Source organism: Caldovatus aquaticus (assembly GCF_019458025.1).
In the GTDB taxonomy this organism is placed as follows: domain Bacteria; phylum Pseudomonadota; class Alphaproteobacteria; order Acetobacterales; family Acetobacteraceae; genus Caldovatus; species Caldovatus aquaticus.
In genome coordinates this window covers 136977-152768 of sequence record NZ_JAHZUY010000002.1, presented here as the reverse complement: position 1 = coordinate 152768, position 15792 = coordinate 136977, and the positions used below count along the sequence as shown (strand labels likewise).

General features: G+C 73.8%; 16 protein-coding genes. 10 read left to right on the top strand and 6 right to left on the bottom strand.

Annotated elements, in window-relative coordinates:
* Nucleotides 1-13: 13 nt before the first annotated feature.
* Nucleotides 14-1192, bottom strand: coding sequence for a vWA domain-containing protein (locus K1J50_RS01715; RefSeq protein WP_220115697.1), 1179 nt, complete (start codon nt 1190-1192; stop codon nt 14-16).
* Nucleotides 1193-1205: 13 nt separating this feature from the next.
* Nucleotides 1206-2054: an AAA family ATPase gene (locus K1J50_RS01710; protein WP_369413498.1), complete on the bottom strand. Its 849-nt coding sequence runs from the start codon at nt 2052-2054 to the stop codon at nt 1206-1208.
* 152 nt (nt 2055-2206) lie between these two features.
* On the opposite strand from K1J50_RS01710, the gene K1J50_RS01705 reads away from it, so the two are divergent.
* Nucleotides 2207-2734 carry a thiamine pyrophosphate-binding protein gene (locus K1J50_RS01705; RefSeq protein ID WP_220115695.1) on the top strand — a complete coding sequence of 176 codons (528 nt, stop codon included), beginning with the start codon at nt 2207-2209 and terminating at the stop codon, nt 2732-2734.
* Complete coding sequence (locus K1J50_RS01700; RefSeq protein ID WP_369413497.1) at nt 2731-3345, top strand: thiamine pyrophosphate-dependent enzyme; 615 nt, start codon at nt 2731-2733, stop codon at nt 3343-3345. The genes K1J50_RS01705 and K1J50_RS01700 overlap by 4 nt, the downstream gene beginning before the upstream one ends.
* Nucleotides 3346-3428: 83 nt before the next feature.
* On the opposite strand, the gene K1J50_RS01695 is transcribed toward K1J50_RS01700, so the two are convergent.
* The gene (locus K1J50_RS01695) at nt 3429-3803 is read right to left on the bottom strand and encodes a response regulator (protein ID WP_220115694.1); all 375 of its coding nucleotides are present in this window, start codon (nt 3801-3803) and stop codon (nt 3429-3431) included.
* Between the two features lie 180 nt (nt 3804-3983).
* On the opposite strand from K1J50_RS01695, the gene K1J50_RS01690 reads away from it, so the two are divergent.
* The 4 genes from K1J50_RS01690 (at nt 3984) to K1J50_RS01675 (ending at nt 8334) form a co-directional block, all read left to right on the top strand.
* Complete coding sequence (locus K1J50_RS01690; RefSeq protein ID WP_220115693.1) at nt 3984-5213, top strand: acyl-CoA dehydrogenase; 1230 nt, start codon at nt 3984-3986, stop codon at nt 5211-5213.
* Complete coding sequence (locus K1J50_RS01685) at nt 5210-6010, top strand: SDR family NAD(P)-dependent oxidoreductase (protein WP_220115692.1); 801 nt, start codon at nt 5210-5212, stop codon at nt 6008-6010. Before K1J50_RS01690 ends, K1J50_RS01685 begins: the two co-directional genes overlap by 4 nt.
* 4 nt (nt 6011-6014) lie before the next feature.
* Entirely contained in the window at nt 6015-7088 is a 1074-nt protein-coding gene (locus tag K1J50_RS01680) for a phosphotransferase (RefSeq protein WP_220115691.1), read from the top strand.
* A gap of 79 nt (nt 7089-7167) precedes the next feature.
* The gene (locus K1J50_RS01675; protein ID WP_220115690.1) at nt 7168-8334 is read left to right on the top strand and encodes an acyl-CoA dehydrogenase family protein; all 1167 of its coding nucleotides are present in this window, start codon (nt 7168-7170) and stop codon (nt 8332-8334) included.
* 14 nt (nt 8335-8348) lie between these two features.
* Here K1J50_RS01675 and K1J50_RS01670 read toward each other — a convergent pair whose 3' ends face one another.
* On the bottom strand, nt 8349-8825 hold the full coding sequence (locus K1J50_RS01670; protein ID WP_220115689.1) for an MmcB family DNA repair protein: 477 nt from the start codon (nt 8823-8825) through the stop codon (nt 8349-8351).
* An 87-nt stretch (nt 8826-8912) separates the two neighbouring features.
* Between K1J50_RS01670 and K1J50_RS01665 the strand changes: the two genes are divergently transcribed.
* On the top strand, nt 8913-9326 hold the full coding sequence (locus tag K1J50_RS01665) for an Rrf2 family transcriptional regulator (protein ID WP_220115688.1): 414 nt from the start codon (nt 8913-8915) through the stop codon (nt 9324-9326).
* A 57-nt stretch (nt 9327-9383) separates the two neighbouring features.
* On the opposite strand, the gene K1J50_RS01660 is transcribed toward K1J50_RS01665, so the two are convergent.
* Both K1J50_RS01660 and K1J50_RS01655 read right to left on the bottom strand, forming a co-directional pair.
* A complete protein-coding gene (locus K1J50_RS01660) occupies nt 9384-10055 on the bottom strand; it encodes an SDR family NAD(P)-dependent oxidoreductase (protein WP_220115687.1) in 672 nt (223 codons plus the stop codon).
* Nucleotides 10056-10090: 35 nt separating this feature from the next.
* On the bottom strand, nt 10091-11107 hold the full coding sequence (locus K1J50_RS01655) for an alpha/beta fold hydrolase (protein ID WP_220115686.1): 1017 nt from the start codon (nt 11105-11107) through the stop codon (nt 10091-10093).
* 227 nt (nt 11108-11334) lie between these two features.
* Here K1J50_RS01655 and K1J50_RS01650 point away from each other — a divergent pair, with 227 nt between their 5' ends.
* The 3 genes from K1J50_RS01650 (at nt 11335) to K1J50_RS01640 (ending at nt 15782) form a co-directional block, all read left to right on the top strand.
* Nucleotides 11335-11568 (top strand): zinc-finger domain-containing protein, encoded by a 234-nt coding sequence (locus K1J50_RS01650; RefSeq protein WP_220115685.1) that lies wholly within the window; start codon nt 11335-11337, stop codon nt 11566-11568.
* Nucleotides 11569-11650: 82 nt separating this feature from the next.
* Entirely contained in the window at nt 11651-14443 is a 2793-nt protein-coding gene (gene polA / locus K1J50_RS01645; RefSeq protein WP_369413500.1) for a DNA polymerase I, read from the top strand.
* A 211-nt stretch (nt 14444-14654) separates the two neighbouring features.
* Nucleotides 14655-15782, top strand: a complete 1128-nt coding sequence (locus tag K1J50_RS01640) for a S1C family serine protease (RefSeq protein ID WP_255574823.1) — start codon at nt 14655-14657, stop codon at nt 15780-15782.
* The last annotated feature ends 10 nt before the right edge of the window (nt 15783-15792 follow it).

Here is a 15792-nt window from a genome sequence, read left to right as displayed (position 1 = left end):
GGCGTCTCCTCCTCTAGCGGACCAGTTCGCGCGCCATGTCGTCCAGGCCGCGCAGGGTGAGCGGGAACATGCGCCCCTCCATGATCTCGCCCACCATGCCGATCGAGGGCGTGTGCCCCCAGAAGTCCTGCGGCACCGGATTGAGCCAGGCGGAGCGGCGGAAGTGGCCGGTCAGCCGCTCCAGCCAGGCGCGCCCGGGCTCCTCGTTCCAGTGCTCGACGCTGCCGCCGACCTGGGTGATCTCGTAGGGGCTCATGGAAGCGTCGCCGACGAGGACGAGCTTGTAGTCCGGCCCGTAGGTGCGCAGCACCTCCGCGGTCGGCACCGTCTCGTCGCGGCGGCGGCGGTTGCTCCGCCACAGCCGCTCGTAGGGGCAGTTGTGGAAGTAGAAGTGGACCAGGTGCTTGAACTCCGACCGCGCGGCGGAGAACAGCTCGCTCGAGATCCGCACGTGGTCGTCCATGGAACCGCCGATGTCGAGCAGCAGCAGCACCTTCACCGCGTTGCGCCGCTCCGGCACCAGGCGGAGGTCGAGCGTGCCGGCGTTGTGCGCGGTGGAGCGGATGGTGCCCGGCATGTCGAGCTCGGTCGCCGCTCCCTCGCGGGCGAAGCGGCGCAGGCGGCGCAGCGCGATCTTCATGTTCCGGGTGCCGATCTCGACGTCGTCGTCGAGGTCGCGGAACTCGCGCCTGTCCCACACCTTCACCGCGCGGCGGTGGCGCGACCCGTCCTGGCCGATGCGCACGCCCTCGGGGTTGTAGCCGTAGGCGCCGAAGGGCGAGGTGCCGCCGGTGCCGATCCACTTCGAGCCGCCCTGGTGGCGGCCCTTCTGCTCGGCGAGGCGCCGGCGCAGCGTCTCCATCAGCGCCTCGAAGCCGCCCAAGGCCTCGATCCGCGCCATCTCCTCGGGCGTGAGCACCTTCTCGGCGACGAGGCGCAGCCACTCCTCCGGGATCTCCCCCTCGGGCGCGCCCGGCGGGCGTTCGAGGCCCCGGAAAACCTCGCCGAAGATGCGGTCGAAGCGGTCGAGGTGGCGCTCGTCCTTCACCAGCGCCGCGCGGCTCAGGTAGTAGAAGTCGTCGAGATCGTAGGCGGCGACCCGCGCCTTCATCGCGCCGAGCAGCGTCAGGTACTCGGTCAGCGAGACCGGCAGGCCCGCCTGGCGCAGCGCGAGGATGAAGGTCGCGAACACCGGCGCCGGGCCGTCAGGCGCCGGCGCGGCGCGAGAGGAAGGCGAGCCGCTCGAACAGGTGCACGTCCTGCTCGTTCTTCAGCAGCGCGCCGTAGAGCGGCGGGATGATCAGCTTGCCCTCCTTCGCGCGCAGCGCCTCGGGCGGCAGGTCCTCGACCATCAGCAGCTTGAGCCAGTCGAGCAGCTCCGAGGTCGCCGGCTTCTTCCTGAGGCCGGGCACCTCGCGGATCCGGAAGAAGACGTCCAGCGCCTCCCGCACCAGGTCCTTGCGCAGGCCGGGGTAGTGGGCCTCGACGATGCGCTCCATCGTCTCGCGGTCCGGGAACCGGATGTAGTGGAAGAAGCAGCGGCGCAGGAAGGCGTCCGGCAGCTCCTTCTCGTTGTTGGAGGTGATGATGACGACCGGGCGGTGCTTCGCGACGACCGTCTGCCGCGTCTCGTACACGTGGAACTGCATGCGGTCGAGCTCGAGCAGCAGGTCGTTCGGGAACTCGATGTCCGCCTTGTCGATCTCGTCGATCAGGACCACGACCGGGACGGGGGATTCGAAGGCCTCCCACAGCTTGCCGCGGACGATGTAGTTGGCGATGTCGTGCACCCGCGGGTCGCCGAGCTGGCCGTCGCGCAGGCGCGCGACCGCGTCGTACTCGTAGAGGCCGTGCTGCGCCCTGGTGGTGGACTTGATGTGCCACTCGATCAGGGGGAGGCCGAGCGCGCGCGCGACCTCGTGCGCCAGCACGGTCTTGCCGGTGCCGGGCTCGCCCTTGACGAGCAGCGGCCTCTGCAGCGCGATGGCGGCGTTCACCGCCACCTCGAGGTCGCGCGAGGCGACGTAGCGTTCGGTGCTCCTGAAGGCGGCCACCCGGCGTCTCCCTGATTCGGGGAAGGCCCGGGCAGTTTCGGCGGGGCGCCGCGGCCAGGCAAGGGGGCGGCGCGGCGGCGGGCGTCGGCGGGGCATTGCCGGCGCGCCGCGGCGGCGGCACATTGCGCGCCCTCCCGGAGGTGGGGCTGGAGATGGCGGACGCGACGACGAGGACCTGGCACGGGATCGTGCTCGATGTGCTGAAGCGGAACGAGGTGCGGCTCGTCACCTACGTCCCCGACAATGTGCTGCGGCCGGTGATCGAGGGCGCCCACGCCGACCCGTTCTTCACCACCTTCCCGACGGCGCGCGAGGAGGAGGCGGTCGGCATCGTCTGCGGCGCCTGGATGGCCGGGATGCGCGGCATCGTGCTGATGCAGACCAGCGGCTTCGCGACCCTGCCGAACGTGCTCGCCTCGCTCGCCTGCGCCTGCCAGATCCCGCTGCTGATGATGGTCTCGGAGCGCGGCACGCTCGGCGAGTTCAACCTCGGCCAGGCGCTGGTGTGCCGGACCATGCGCCCGGTGCTCGATGCCCTCGCCATCGAGCACCACACCATCACCCGGCTCGACGAGACGGAGTTCATCGTGGACCGCACGATCCGCCAGGCGGTGGGGACGCAGGCGCCGGCCTGCCTGATCCTCTCGCCGCTGCTGACCGGCGGCAAGGTGCTGGCGTGAGCGGGGAGGCGAGGGGGATGCTGCGCAACACCAAGGTGATGAACCGCTTCGACCTGACGCAGCTCCTGGTGGCGAAGCTGAAGGACGAGGCGGTGGTCGGCGGGATCGGCTACTCGAACTTCGACCTCTGGGCGAGCAGCGCGGGCCGGCCGCAGAACTTCTACATGCTCGGCAGCATGGGGCTCGCCGTGCCGATCGCGCTCGGCGTCGCCATCGCGCAGCCGCGGCGCAAGGTGTTCGCGCTGGAAGGCGACGGCTCGCTGCTGATGCAGCTCGGCTGCCTTGCCACCGTGGCGGCGCGGGCGCCGCGGAACCTCGCCATCGTCGTCTGGGACAACGGCGCCTACGCCATCACCGGCGGGCAGGCGACGCCGGCGGCGCAGGCGGGAACCGACATCGTCGCCATCGCCCGCGGCGCCGGCATCGCGCGGAGCAACTGGGCGAGCGACGAGGCGGAGTTCGAGGCGCTGGTGGAGCAGGCGCTCGCCGGAGACGGGCCGTGGCTGATCGCGGCGCGCATCGACGGCCAGCCGGCGGCGAGGCAGACGCCGCGCGATCCGGTGCTGCACCGCCAGCGCTTCATGCAGGGGATGGGCGTGCGCGAGGGCTGAGCGTGCGCCCCCGCCGCGGTGGCCGGAGCGGGGCGCGATCCCGCCGCGGCCGGAGAACGTTGCCGGCCTCTGACGCGGCGCCGTCAGGACAGCGGGCGCAGGCCGGCGCCGGTCAGGCCGCGGAGGACGGCGAGCAGGGCGTCGGCGGTGACGGGACGGGCGAGGAAGCGGTCCGTGCGGCCGAGCACGCGGCCGCGCAACTGCCCGCCGCGCTCGCCGGTCAGCACCGCCGCCATGCCGGGCCAGCGGCCGCGCAGGCGGCGCACCAGTTCGGACCCGTCCATGCCCGCGCCGAGAGCGATGGCGGTGACCAGCACCCGGGGCGGCGCCTGCTCGCGCGCGACGGCGAGGGCTTCCTCGCCGCTGTCCACCGCCACCGCGCGCAACCGCGCTTCGCGCAGCGCCTGCGCCAGCGCATCCCGGAGCGGCGCATCCGGCTCGACCAGCAGCACGTCCATCGTCGGCGCCTCCCGGGCGGCGCGGCAAAGGCCGCGCTGGCCGCAATGCGCGACCGGCGGGCGGGTTCCCGCCGCTCCGCGCCCGGGGCGGCGCTTGACGCGCAAATCCCCTCCTCCCTACGGTGCGCGCCGGACGCTGGCGCCTGCCTCGCGAGGCCTGGCGAACAAGGGAGAAGCGGCGTGGATTTCGCCTATTCCGAGAAGGTCGAGGCGCTGCGCGCGCGGCTGCTCGCCTTCATGGACGAGCACATCTACCCCAACGAGCCGGTCTATCACGCCCAGCAGGCGGCGATGGCGGACCGCTGGCAGCCGGTGCCGATCGTCGAGGAGCTGAAGGCGAAGGCGCGCGCGGCGGGGCTGTGGAACCTGTTCCTGCCGCATTCGGAACGCGGCGCCGGCCTCACCAACCTCGAATACGCCCCGCTCGCCGAGATCATGGGCCGCGTGCACTGGGCGAGCGAGGTGTTCAACTGCTCCGCGCCGGACACCGGCAACATGGAGACGCTGGAGCGCTACGGCACCGAGGAGCAGAAGCGCCAGTGGCTCGAGCCGCTGCTCGCCGGCGAGATCCGTTCCTGCTTCGCGATGACGGAGCCGGACGTGGCGTCCTCCGACGCCACCAACATCCAGACCCGGATCGTGCGCGACGGCGACCACTACGTGATCAACGGGCGGAAGTGGTGGTCTTCGGGCGCCGGCGACCCGCGCTGCAAGATCTTCATCGTCATGGGCAAGACCGATCCGGACAACCCGGACCGGTACCGGCAGCAGTCCATGATCCTGGTGCCGCGCGACACGCCGGGCCTCACCATCAAGCGCATGCTGCCCGTGTTCGGCTTCGACGACGCCCCGCACGGCCACGCCGAGCTGATCTTCGAGAACGTGCGCGTGCCCGCCTCCAACATCCTGCTCGGCGAGGGGCGCGGCTTCGAGATCGCGCAGGGCCGGCTCGGCCCCGGGCGCATCCACCACTGCATGCGCGCGATCGGCATGGCCGAGCGGGCGCTCGAGAAGATGTGCCGCCGCGCGCTGGAGCGGAAGCCCTTCGGCAAGCCGCTCGCCGACCAGGGCGTGACGCGCGAGCGCATCGCGCAGGCGCGCATCCTGATCGACCAGGCGCGGCTTCTCGTGCTGCACGCCGCCTGGCGGATGGACACGGTCGGCAACAAGGTAGCGCGGCGCGAGATCGCGGCGATCAAGGTCGCCGTGCCGGCCATGGCCTGCCAGGTCGTGGACTGGGCGATCCAGGCGCATGGCGGCGGCGGCGTGACCGACGACTTCGGCCTCGCCCAGATGTACAAGTACGCGCGCACGCTGCGCATCGTGGACGGCCCGGACGAGGTGCACCGCGACCAGCTCGCGCGGCTCGAGCTCAGCCAGTACCGCCCGCCGAGGAACACCCCCGCATGACCAGAAGCCTGGAAGGCACCCTGTTCGACCTCGCCGGCAAGGTCGCCGTCGTCACCGGCGGCTCCCGCGGCATCGGCCGCGCCATCTGCGAGCGCCTCGCGCAGCACGGGGCGAGGGTCGTCGTCTCCTCGCGCAAGCTCGAGGCGTGCGAGCAGGTGGCGGAGGCGATCCGCGCGCGCGGCGGCGAGGCGGTGGCGCAGGCCTGCCACATCGGCCGCAAGGAGGACCTGCAGGCGCTGGTGGACCGGACGATCGAGCGCTGGGGGCGGATCGACGTCCTGGTGTGCAACGCCGCGGTGAACCCCTACTACGGCCCCTCCCTCGGCATTCCCGACGAGGCCTTCGACCGCATCATGGCCTCCAACGTCAAGAGCAACCTCTGGCTCTGCAACATGGTGTTCCCGGGGATGGCGGAGCGGGGCGGGGGCTCGGCGATCATCGTCTCCTCGATCGGCGGCTTCCGCGGATCGGTCATGCTCGGCGCCTACGCGATCTCCAAGGCCGCCGACATGCAGCTCGCGCGCAACCTCGCCTGCGAGTGGGGGCCGAAGGGGATCCGCGTGAACTGCATCGCGCCGGGGCTGGTGCGCACGGACTTCGCGCGCGCGCTGTGGGAGAACCCGGAGAACGCGCGCAAGCGCATCCGCGAGACGCCGCTGCTCCGCCTCGGCGAGCCGGACGACATCGCCGGCGCCGCGGTGTTCCTCGCCGCGCCGGCGGGCGCCTTCATGACCGGGCAGACCATCGTGGTGGACGGCGGCGTGCTCGCCGGGCAGCCGGCGGCCGCCGACGCCTGACGCCATGGGCGCGCCGCCCACGGGGGGCGTCCCGGCGCTGGTCCCGGTGCTGCCGAACCACCGCTTCGACGAGGCGGCGCTGGTGCGCTACCTCGCCGGGCGGCTGCCGGGCTTCGACGGCGGGCCGGTGACGGTGCGGCAGTTCCGGGGCGGGCAGTCCAACCCGACCTTCCACGTGCAGACCGAGGCCGGCGCCTACGTCCTGCGCAAGAAGCCGCCCGGAAAGCTGCTGCCGAGCGCGCACGCGATCGAGCGCGAGTACCGCATCCTCAGCGCGCTGCAGGGGAGCGGCGTGCCGGTGCCGCGCACGCGGCTGCTGTGCGAGGACGCCGCGGTGATCGGCACGCCGTTCTTCGTCATGGACCACGTGCCCGGGCGCGTCTTCGCCGACCGCGTGATGCAGCCCGCCACGCCCGCGGAGCGCGCGGCGGTGTACGAGGACATGGCGCGCGTGCTCGCCGCGCTGCACCGCGTGGACTGGCGCGCGGCGGGTCTCGAGGGCTTCGGCCGGCCGGAGCGCTACATGGCGCGCCAGGTGGAGCGCTGGGCGAAGCAGTGGCAGGCCTCGAAGGCCGAGGAGATGCCGGCGATGGAGCGCCTCATCGCCTGGCTGCCGGCGCACCTGCCGCAGGAGGACGAGGCGGCGATCGCGCACGGCGACTTCCGCCTCGGCAACCTGATCCTGCACCCCACCGAGCCGCGCATCGTCGCGGTGCTCGACTGGGAGCTCAGCACCATCGGCCATCCGCTGGCCGATCTCGGCTATTGCTGCCTCACCTACCACATCCCGCCGGGGCCGGAGGGGATCGCCGGCACCTGGGGCACCGACCTCGCCGGCACCGGCATCCCGACGGAGCGCGAATTCGTCGCCCGCTACTGCGCCCACGCCGGGCGGCCGGTGCCGGAGCGGATGGACGCCTTCGTCGTCTTCTCGATGTTCCGCCTCGCCGCGATCGTCGCCGGGGTGTGGCGGCGGGCGCTCGACGGCAATGCCGCCGATCCGAGCGCGATCAACTACCGCGACCGCTACCGGGCGCTCGCCGAGCGCGCCCTGGAGATCGCGCAGGCGATGGGATGAGGAGGCAGAGGATGGGCATGGCCCCCGCGCGCCGCGCCGCGCCGTTCGCCGGTCCCGGACCCGCCTAGGACGCGCCCGCATGGACTTCGCCCTCACCCCCGAGCAGGAAGCCGTGCGCGACGCGGTCGCGCGCATCTGCGCCCGCTTCGGCGACGACTACTGGCTCGCGCGCGACCGCGAGGGCGGCTTCCCGGCCGAGTTCCACCAGGCGCTGGCACGCGACGGCTGGCTCGGCATCTGCATGCCGGAGAAGTACGGCGGCGCCGGCCTCGGCGTCGTCGAGGCGGCGATCATGATGGAGACGATCGCCCGTTCGGGGGCGGGCATGAGCGGCGCCTCGGCCGTGCACATGAACATCTTCGGCCTGATGCCGGTGGTCGTGTTCGGCACCGAGGAGCAGAAGGCCCGCATGCTGCCGCCGCTGATCGCCGGCCGCGAGCGCGCCTGCTTCGCGGTGACCGAGCCCAACACCGGCCTCGACACCACGCGGCTGAGGACGCGGGCCGAGCGGCGCGGCGACCGCTACGTGGTGCACGGGCAGAAGGTGTGGATCAGCACCGCGCAGGTGGCGGAGAAGGTGCTGCTGCTCGCCCGCACCACGCCGCTCGAGCAGGTGCGCAGGCGCACCGAGGGGCTCTCGCTGTTCTATACCACGCTCGACCGCAGCCGGGTCGAGGTGCGCGAGATCGAGAAGATGGGCCGCAAGGCCGTGGACTCGAACCAGCTCTTCTTCGACGGGCTCGAGATCCCCGTCGAGGACCGCATCGGCGAGGAGGGCCGCGGCTTCGCGTACATCCTGCACGGCCTCAACCCCGAGCGCATCCTGGTCGCCGCGGAGGCGGTGGGGCTCGGGCGCGTCGCGCTCGAGCGGGCGAGCCGCTACGCGAGGGAGCGCCAAGTGTTCGGCCGCCCGATCGGCCAGAACCAGGCGATCCAGCACCCGCTCGCCGAATGCTGGATGGAGCTGGAGGCGGCGTGGCTGATGGCGATGCAGGCCGCCTGGCGCTACGACCGCGGGCTGGAGTGCGGGGCGGAGGCCAACGCCGCCAAGTACCTGGCCGCCGAGGCGGGATTCAAGGCCTGCCAGCAGGCGGTGATGACCCACGGCGGCTTCGGCTACGCCAAGGAGTACCACGTCGAGCGCTACCTGCGCGAGGCGATGATCCCGCGCATCGCCCCGGTCAGCCCGCAGCTCATCCTCTGCTTCATCGCCGAGAAGGTGCTGGGGCTGCCCAAGTCCTACTGAGCCGGCGCCGCGCCTCACTCCACGCGCAGCGCGGCGCGCAGCTCGGCGACCCCGGTCGGGTCCTCGAAGGCCGCGAGCCGCGCCGCCGCCAGCGCGGCGAAGCGGTGGAGCAGCGCGCGGCGCCGCGCCGGGGCGAGCGGGTGCGCGGGCGCCTCGCGGACCAGCGCCGCCTCCGCCGCTTCCGCGACCACGAGGCCGACCTCCTCGGGCAGCAGCTCCTGCGGGAAGTCGAGGTCCACCGCGAAGAACAGGCGGTCGCAGTACGCCCGGTAGTCCGGCCACTTGGCGTCGCCCAGGAAGTCGCGGGGTCCCGACTTCACCTCGATGACGGCGAAGCCGCCGTCGGGCCCGAGGGCGAGGATGTCGGCGCGGCGGCCGTTGGGCAGGGGCATCTCGGTCACCGGCGCCCAGCCGCGGCGCAGGCAGAAGCGGACGGCGGCGCGGCGGATCAGGGCGGTGCGCGCGGCGCTCGGGGTGGGGGGCGCGGTCATGGTGCATTGTTCTCTCTTCGTTCGCGCTCCGGTCAAGACCGGCCAGGACGGGCGGGAACCGTTGCCCCGATCGGGCGTGAAAGCACCATGGTTGCCACGCGCTTCGCGGTCGCGGTGCACATCCTGCTGCTGCTCGCCATCGAGCGGACGGGCCAAGCCACCAGCGCGCGGATCGCGGCGAGCGTGAACACCAACCCCGTCGTCATCCGCCGCATCGCCGGCCGGCTCGCCCGGGCCGGGCTGATCCGGGTGCGGCGCGGCCCGGGCGGGGCCGAGCTGGCCAGGCCGCCGGAAAGCATCACCCTGGCCGAGGTCTGGCGCGCCATCCACCCGCCCGGGACGCCCCTGCTCTCGATGCACAGGCCGAACCGGGAGGACCCGGTCGGCGGGCGAGTCCCCGAGCTGCTCGGGCCGGCCTTCCGCGCCGCCGAGCAGGCCATGCTGGATCGCCTCTCGGGCACGACGCTCGCCTCGCTGCTCGAGGGGACGCGGCTGCCGTAGGAGTGAGGCGGCCGACGGCGCCCCCTGCCGCGCGACGGCACGGCCGGGCGCCGGCCGCTAGAACGGCTCGACCCAGGGCCTTAGCTCGATTTCCCAGCTCCAGGCGCTGCGCGGCTGGCGGATCAGGTGCAGCGCCGTGGCCGCGATCGCGTCCGGGTCGAGCAGGGAGTCCCCGCCCGCATCGGGCCGGCGCGCGCTGCGGATGCCGCCGTCTATGACGATGTGGACGACGTGCACGCCCTGCGGATGCAGCTCGCGCGCGAGCGACTGGGCGAGGCCGCGCAGCGCGAACTTCCCCATCGCGAAGGGCGCCGAGCGCGGGTAGCCCTTCACGCTCGCGCTCGCGCCGGTCAGCAGGATCGTGCCGCGCCCGCGCGCGAGCATCCGCCGCGCCGCCTGCTGCGCGACGAGGAAGCCGCCGAAGGCGCAGACCTCGAGCGCGCGCCGCACCTCGGCCGGGTCGAGATCGGTGACGGGCCCGCGCACCCGGTAGGAGGGATTGTACGCCACCACCTCCGCGGCCTCGCCCGCGGTGGCGAACAGCGCGGCGACCTGCGCCGGGTCGGCGGCGTCGCAGGCATGGGCGGTGGCGCCGGTCTCGGCGCAGAGCGCGGCGAGCTTCGCCGCATCGCGCGCGGCCAGCCGCACCGTGTAGCCCTCGCGCGCGAGCCGCCGCGCCAACGCGGCCGAGAACCCCTCCCCCGCCCCGACGATCAGCGCCTCCGCCATTCCCGCCCTCCCTTGCCTGCCGGTCGCCGCCGGGCTCAGGCCTCGCCGAGCCACGCCGCCGCGGCCGCATCGGCGCCGGAGGGGAGCGGGGCCGCGGGATCCTCGATCCAGGCGAGGATGTCGCGCGCCACGAGCGGGCCGTTGCGGTCGCGCAGGAGCTGGTGGTGCCCCTCGGCGTAGTAGCCGACGCGCGCCCGCGCGCTGGCCGGCAGCGTGCGCAGCACCCGCCGGGTGGGATCGGCGGGCACGAGCCGGTCGCGGGCGCCGTAGAGCAGCAGCGCCGGCGGGGGGCGCAGCGAGGCGGTGCCGAAGCGCGGCGCCGCCGCCACCGCCTCGTCCATCAGGTCCACGAGGCCCTTGGCGGCGTCCACGCGCGTCTCGCGGATGATCAGCGGATCGCGCGACCAGCGGCGCAGCGCCCCCAGGTTGTCGGTCGGCGTGATGCCGCCCGCGCTGTTCGGGAAGGCGACGAGCGGCACGGTCCGCGCCGCCGCGTCGAGGAGCCAGCGCAGCAGCGCCGGCATGGCGCCGCGCCCCCAGACCGCCGGGGCGAGCAGCACGTAGCCGTCCACCGGCGGCGGCTCGGCGGCGGCGGCGGCGACCATGATGACCGAGGCGCCCATGCTCTCGCCGAGCAGGATCAGCGGCGCCCCGGGATGGCGCGCGCGGATCAGCCGCGCGGCGGTGGCGGCGTCGTGCGCGAGGGTCGCGGCGCCGGCCCAGATGCCGCGGTGCGGCGCCTGGCCGAAGCCGCGCTGGTCGTAGGCGTAGACCGCGACGTCGGCGGCGGTGAACAGCGGCGCCGGGTCCTCGAGGAAGCTGCGGGCGTATTCGTTGAAGCCGTGCAGGCCGAGGATCACCGCGCGCGGCGGGCGGCCGCCCTCCGGCAGCCACTTGCGCAGCGGCAGGCGGGCGCCGTCCGCCATCACCAGCGCGTCCTCGGCGAGGCTCGGCTCGCCGATCGCGGGGCCCATCGGGATCAGGCGCGGCGTGCAGGCGCCCGCTGCCGCCGCGGCCAGGGCCGCGAGGAGCGGCCGGCGCCGCATCGTCATGCGGCCTCGGCGCGCCGGACCGCCGGCGCGGCCCTCCGGGCCGGGCAGGTCCCGCGTCGGCCGGCGATCACGATGGCGGGGGACGGGCGCTGGTTCATTCCGCTCGCGGGAACGTGCACGGAACACGATAAGGGAAAGCGCCGGGCTGGTCCACGCCCGCGCCGCTGGTATTGTGAGGCCGCTCGCCAGGCTTCCCCTTGCGCGACGAGACAGGCAGGAGCGCGGACGTGCGCGACGAGAGACAGACCGGATACGCACCGAAGCCCGTCGAGGGCATCACCCCGCTGCAGCGCATCGAGGTGACGAGCCGGAGCGTGCCCTGCGACGGCCGGATCGGCGAGGATGCCCTCGGCCACCCGCGCGTCTGGCTGCGCATCGCGGAGCGGGAGGTCACCTGCCCCTACTGCTCCATCACCTACGTCCTCAAGGACGGCGCGGGTGGCGACGACGGAGACCACTGAGGCCGAGCCGCTCCGCGCGCCGGAGGCCGGGCGCCCGCGCGGGCCGCTGACCGAGGGCGCGACGGCCGCCGCGGCCGAGGCGGTGCCGGTCACGGAGCCGGGGCAGAAGCACCTGATCCTGGTGGACGGCTCGGGCTACATCTTCCGCGCCTTCCACGCGCTGCCGCCGATGACGCGCCCGGACGGGACGCAGGTGAACGCCGTCTACGGCTTCGTCCAGATGATGGTGAAGTTCCTCTCGGAGCACCGCGGCAGCCACATCGCCGTCGTGTTCGACGCCTCGCGCCAGACCTTCCGCAACGACATCTACCCCGAGTACAAGGCCCACCGCCCCGAGCCGCCGCCCGAGCTGGTGCCGCAGTTCGCCCTGATCCGCGAGGCCGCCGACGCGCTCGGCGTCGCCAAGATCGAACGGCCCGGATTCGAGGCGGACGACCTGATCGCCGCCTACGCCAAGGCCTTCACGGCGGAGGGCGGGCGCGTGACCATCGTCTCCTCCGACAAGGACCTGATGCAGCTCGTCGGGCCGGGCGTGGAGATGCTCGATCCGATCAAGCAGAAGCCGATCCGCGAGGCGGAGGTGATCGAGCGCTTCGGCGTCCCGCCGGAGAAGGTGGCGGACGTGCTGGCGCTGGCCGGCGACGCGACCGACAACGTGCCCGGCGTGCCCGGCATCGGCATCAAGACGGCGGCGCAGCTCATCGCCGAGTACGGCAGCCTGGAGGCGCTGCTCGCCAACGCGGAGAAGATCAGGCAGCCGAAACGGCGCGAGGCGCTGCTCGCCAACCGCGAGCTGGCGCTGATCTCGAAGCGTCTGGTGAAGCTCGACGCCGACGCGCCGCTGCCCTTGCCGATCGAGGCGCTGGAGGCGCGGCCGCCGCCGCGCGCGGCGCTGGAGGGGTTCCTGCGCGAGAACGCCTTCCGCAGCATCCTCGTGCGCCTCGGCTTCGACGAGGCGGCCGGCGGCGCGCCGGCGCGGCGGGCGGAGGCCGCGCCGGCCCCGGCGCCCGCCCTCGACCGCCCCTACGGCCCCTACGAGACGGTGACCACGATCGCGGCGCTCGAGGCCTGGATCGCCGAGGCGCGCCGCGTCGGGGTCGTCGCCTTCGACACCGAGACGGCCGGGCTCGACGCGCTGAACGCGCCGCTGATCGGCCTCTCCCTCGCCACCGCGCCGGGGCGCGCCTGCTACGTGCCGCTGCGCCATGGCCGCGCCCCGGCCGAGGCGACGGCGGACATGCTGGCGCCGCCGCCGCCCGCCCAGCTCGCGCCGGAAGTGGCGCTCGCCGCGCTGAAGCCGCTGCTCGAGGATCGCACCGTGCTCAAGGTGCTGCATCATGCGAAGTTCGACCTCGAGGTGATGCTGCGCGAGCCCACCGTGCCGATCGAGGTCCGGCCGGTGGACGACACGATGATGATCTCCTACGCGATGGACGCCGGGCGCCACGGGCACGGGATGGACGAGCTGTCGCTGCGCCACCTCGGCCACCGCCCGATCCCCTACGACGAGGTGACGGGCACCGGCCGCGCGCGCCTCCCCTTCGCGATGGTGCCGCTCGACAAGGCCACCGCCTACTCGGCCGAGGACGCGGACGTGACGCTGCGCCTCTGGCTGCTGCTCCGGCCCCGGCTGCGGCCGGAGGGCGCGCTCGCCCTCTACGAGCAGGTCGAGCGGCGCATGATCCGCGTGCTGCGCGACATGGAGCTGATCGGGGTGCGCGTGGACGGCGCCGAGCTTGCGCGCATCGGCGAGGAGTTCACCGGCCGCCTCGCGGCGCTGGAGGCGGAGATCCACCGCCTCGCCGGCCGCCCCTTCGTCGTCGGCTCGCCCAAGCAGCTCGGCGAGGTCCTGTTCGAGGAGCTGAAGCTGCCCAGCGGCCGCAAGGGCAAGTCGGGCCAGTACTCCACCGACGTGACGGTGCTGGAGGAGCTGGCCGCGGTCACCGGCCACGAGCTGCCGCGCCGGGTGCTGGAGTGGCGCCAGCTCGCCAAGCTGAAGTCCACTTACGTGGACGGGCTGCTCGCCGCGATCGACCCGCGCGACGGGCGCGTGCACACGAGCTTCTCGATGGCCGTGACCAGCACGGGCCGGCTTTCGAGCAACGAGCCGAACCTGCAGAACATCCCGGTCCGCACCGAGGAGGGCGCGCGCATCCGCCGCGCCTTCGTCGCCGATCCCGGCTACGTGCTGATGAGCGCCGACTACTCGCAGATCGAGCTGCGGCTGCTCGCCCATCTCGCCGAAGTGCCGACGCTGCGCGAGGCCTTCGCGCGCGGCGAGGACATCCACGCCCGCACCGCCTCCGAGATCTTCCGCATCCCGCTCGATCGCGTGGACCGCGAGGCGCGGCGGCGGGCGAAGACGATCAATTTCGGCATCATCTACGGCATGTCGGCCTTCGGCCTCGCCGCGCGGCTCGGCATCTCGCCGGGCGAGGCGCGGCAGATCATCGAGGCCTATTTCGCGCAGTATCCCGGCATCCGCGACACCATGGAGCGGCTGAAGGAGGACGCGCGCATCAACGGCTTCGTGCTGACGCCCTTCGGCCGCAAGCTCTGGATCCCCGAGATCAACCACAAGGACCCGGCGCGCCGCGCCGCCGCCGAGCGGGCGGCGATCAACGCGCCCTTCCAGGGCGGCGCGGCGGAGGTAATCAAGCGCGCCATGGTGCGCCTGCCGAAGGCGCTGAAGGACGCCGGGCTCGAGGCACGCATGCTGCTGCAGGTGCACGACGAGCTGCTGTTCGAGGTGCCGGAGGCGGAGGTCGCGGCCACCGGCGCGCTGGTGCGGCGGGTGATGGAGGGGGTGGCGACGCTGCGCGTGCCGCTCGCCGTGGAGGTCGGCAGCGGGCGGAGCTGGGCCGAGGCGCATTGAGCGGCGGCGCGCCTCGGCCTGAGGGGGCCGCGCGGCTGCCGCCTGTGCCGGGGGCCGGCCGCCCGGCAGGCTGCGCGCGCCGCCGCCCGTGCGCAGGCGCAAGGCGCCCGGCGCGGGGCCGGCGCAGCGCGATGTGAGGGGCGCGACGTTGTTGAGCCGCCCGAACTGCCCTAGCCTGCATGGTCCAAACCGAGAACTGCCATTGCCGACCATGGTCCGCGGCCCGCTCCGCCTTCTCACCGCGCTCCTTGCGGCCGCCGGTGTTGCGCTCGGTGCCGCCTGCGCGCCGTCTGCCCCGCCTCCGCCCTATCTCGCCGCGCCCGCGGACCCCCGCCTGCCGGTCGGGCCGGCGGCCTGCGACACGCGCTTCCGGATCGCCAACGCCGCCTCCGTCCCGGTGATCCAGTTCTTCTTCAGCCCCGCGAGCCAGCGCGACTGGGGGCCGGACCAGTTCGGCGCGCAGGGCCTGCCGCCCGGCGCCGCGGTGATCTTCCGCGCCGCCCATCCCGGCGAGTACGACTTCCGCGTGGTCATGGCCGACCGCCGCAGCGCCGAGCTGCGGCGGGTGAACATCTGCACCGTGGTCGAGATCACCGTCACCGACACCGGGCTGCAGGCCAGCCACATCGGCGGAGCCACGGTCCGCGCGCCGCGGGGCCCGGGCGGGACCTACGCCGGAGCCTCTCCGCGCGGCGTTCCCCTCGGCCGGGTGTCCACCGGGACGGGCTTCGTCGTCGCCCGCGGGGCGGTCGTCACCAACCTCCACGTGGTCGAGGACTGCGGCCGCATCCTGGTTCGCGCCGCCGACGGGCGCGAGGTGGCGGTGCCGGAACCGGCACGCAGCGACGAGCGGCGCGACCTCGCCCTGCTCGCCGTGCCCGCCGACTTCGGGCCGCCGCTCAGCTTCCGCCCCGGGCCGGTGCGCCGCGGCGAGGGCGTGGTGACCTACGGCTTTCCGCTCGCCGGGCTGCTCTCCTCCGGGCCGACCCTGACCACGGGCGAGGTCTCGGCGCTCTCCGGCATCGGCGACAACCCGTCGCAGATCCAGATCAGCGCCCCGGTGCAGCCCGGCAGTTCCGGCGGACCGCTGCTCGACCGCCAGGGCCAGGTGGTCGGGATGGTGGTGGCCAAGCTGAACGCGGCGCGGGTCGCGGCGCGGCTCGGCGACATCCCGCAGAACGTGAACTTCGCGGTCCGCCACGAGGAGGTGCTGGATTTCCTCCGCGAATCCGGCCTCCGCCCGCATCTCGGCCCTCCGGGCGGGCACGGCGAGCGCAGCGCGGCGGAGGTGGGCGAGATCGCCCATCCCTCCACCGTGTTCATCCGCTGCGAGCGCTGAGGCGGCGCCG

Bases quoted from the DNA above. Each gene is read 5' to 3' on its own strand.
- K1J50_RS01685 (WP_220115692.1), top strand. From the start codon at position 5,210: ATGACCAGAAGCCTGGAAGGCACCCTGTTCGACCTCGCCGGCAAGGTC.
- K1J50_RS01675 (WP_220115690.1), top strand. From the start codon at position 7,168: ATGGACTTCGCCCTCACCCCCGAGCAGGAAGCCGTGCGCGACGCGGTC.
- K1J50_RS01665 (WP_220115688.1), top strand. From the start codon at position 8,913: ATGGTTGCCACGCGCTTCGCGGTCGCGGTGCACATCCTGCTGCTGCTC.
- K1J50_RS01660 (WP_220115687.1), bottom strand. From the start codon at position 10,055: ATGGCGGAGGCGCTGATCGTCGGGGCGGGGGAGGGGTTCTCGGCCGCG.
- K1J50_RS01680 (WP_220115691.1), top strand. From the start codon at position 6,015: ATGGGCGCGCCGCCCACGGGGGGCGTCCCGGCGCTGGTCCCGGTGCTG.
- K1J50_RS01695 (WP_220115694.1), bottom strand. From the start codon at position 3,803: ATGGACGTGCTGCTGGTCGAGCCGGATGCGCCGCTCCGGGATGCGCTG.
- K1J50_RS01705 (WP_220115695.1), top strand. From the start codon at position 2,207: ATGGCGGACGCGACGACGAGGACCTGGCACGGGATCGTGCTCGATGTG.
- K1J50_RS01655 (WP_220115686.1), bottom strand. From the start codon at position 11,107: ATGACGATGCGGCGCCGGCCGCTCCTCGCGGCCCTGGCCGCGGCGGCA.
- K1J50_RS01640 (WP_255574823.1), top strand. From the start codon at position 14,655: ATGGTCCGCGGCCCGCTCCGCCTTCTCACCGCGCTCCTTGCGGCCGCC.
- K1J50_RS01670 (WP_220115689.1), bottom strand. From the start codon at position 8,825: ATGACCGCGCCCCCCACCCCGAGCGCCGCGCGCACCGCCCTGATCCGC.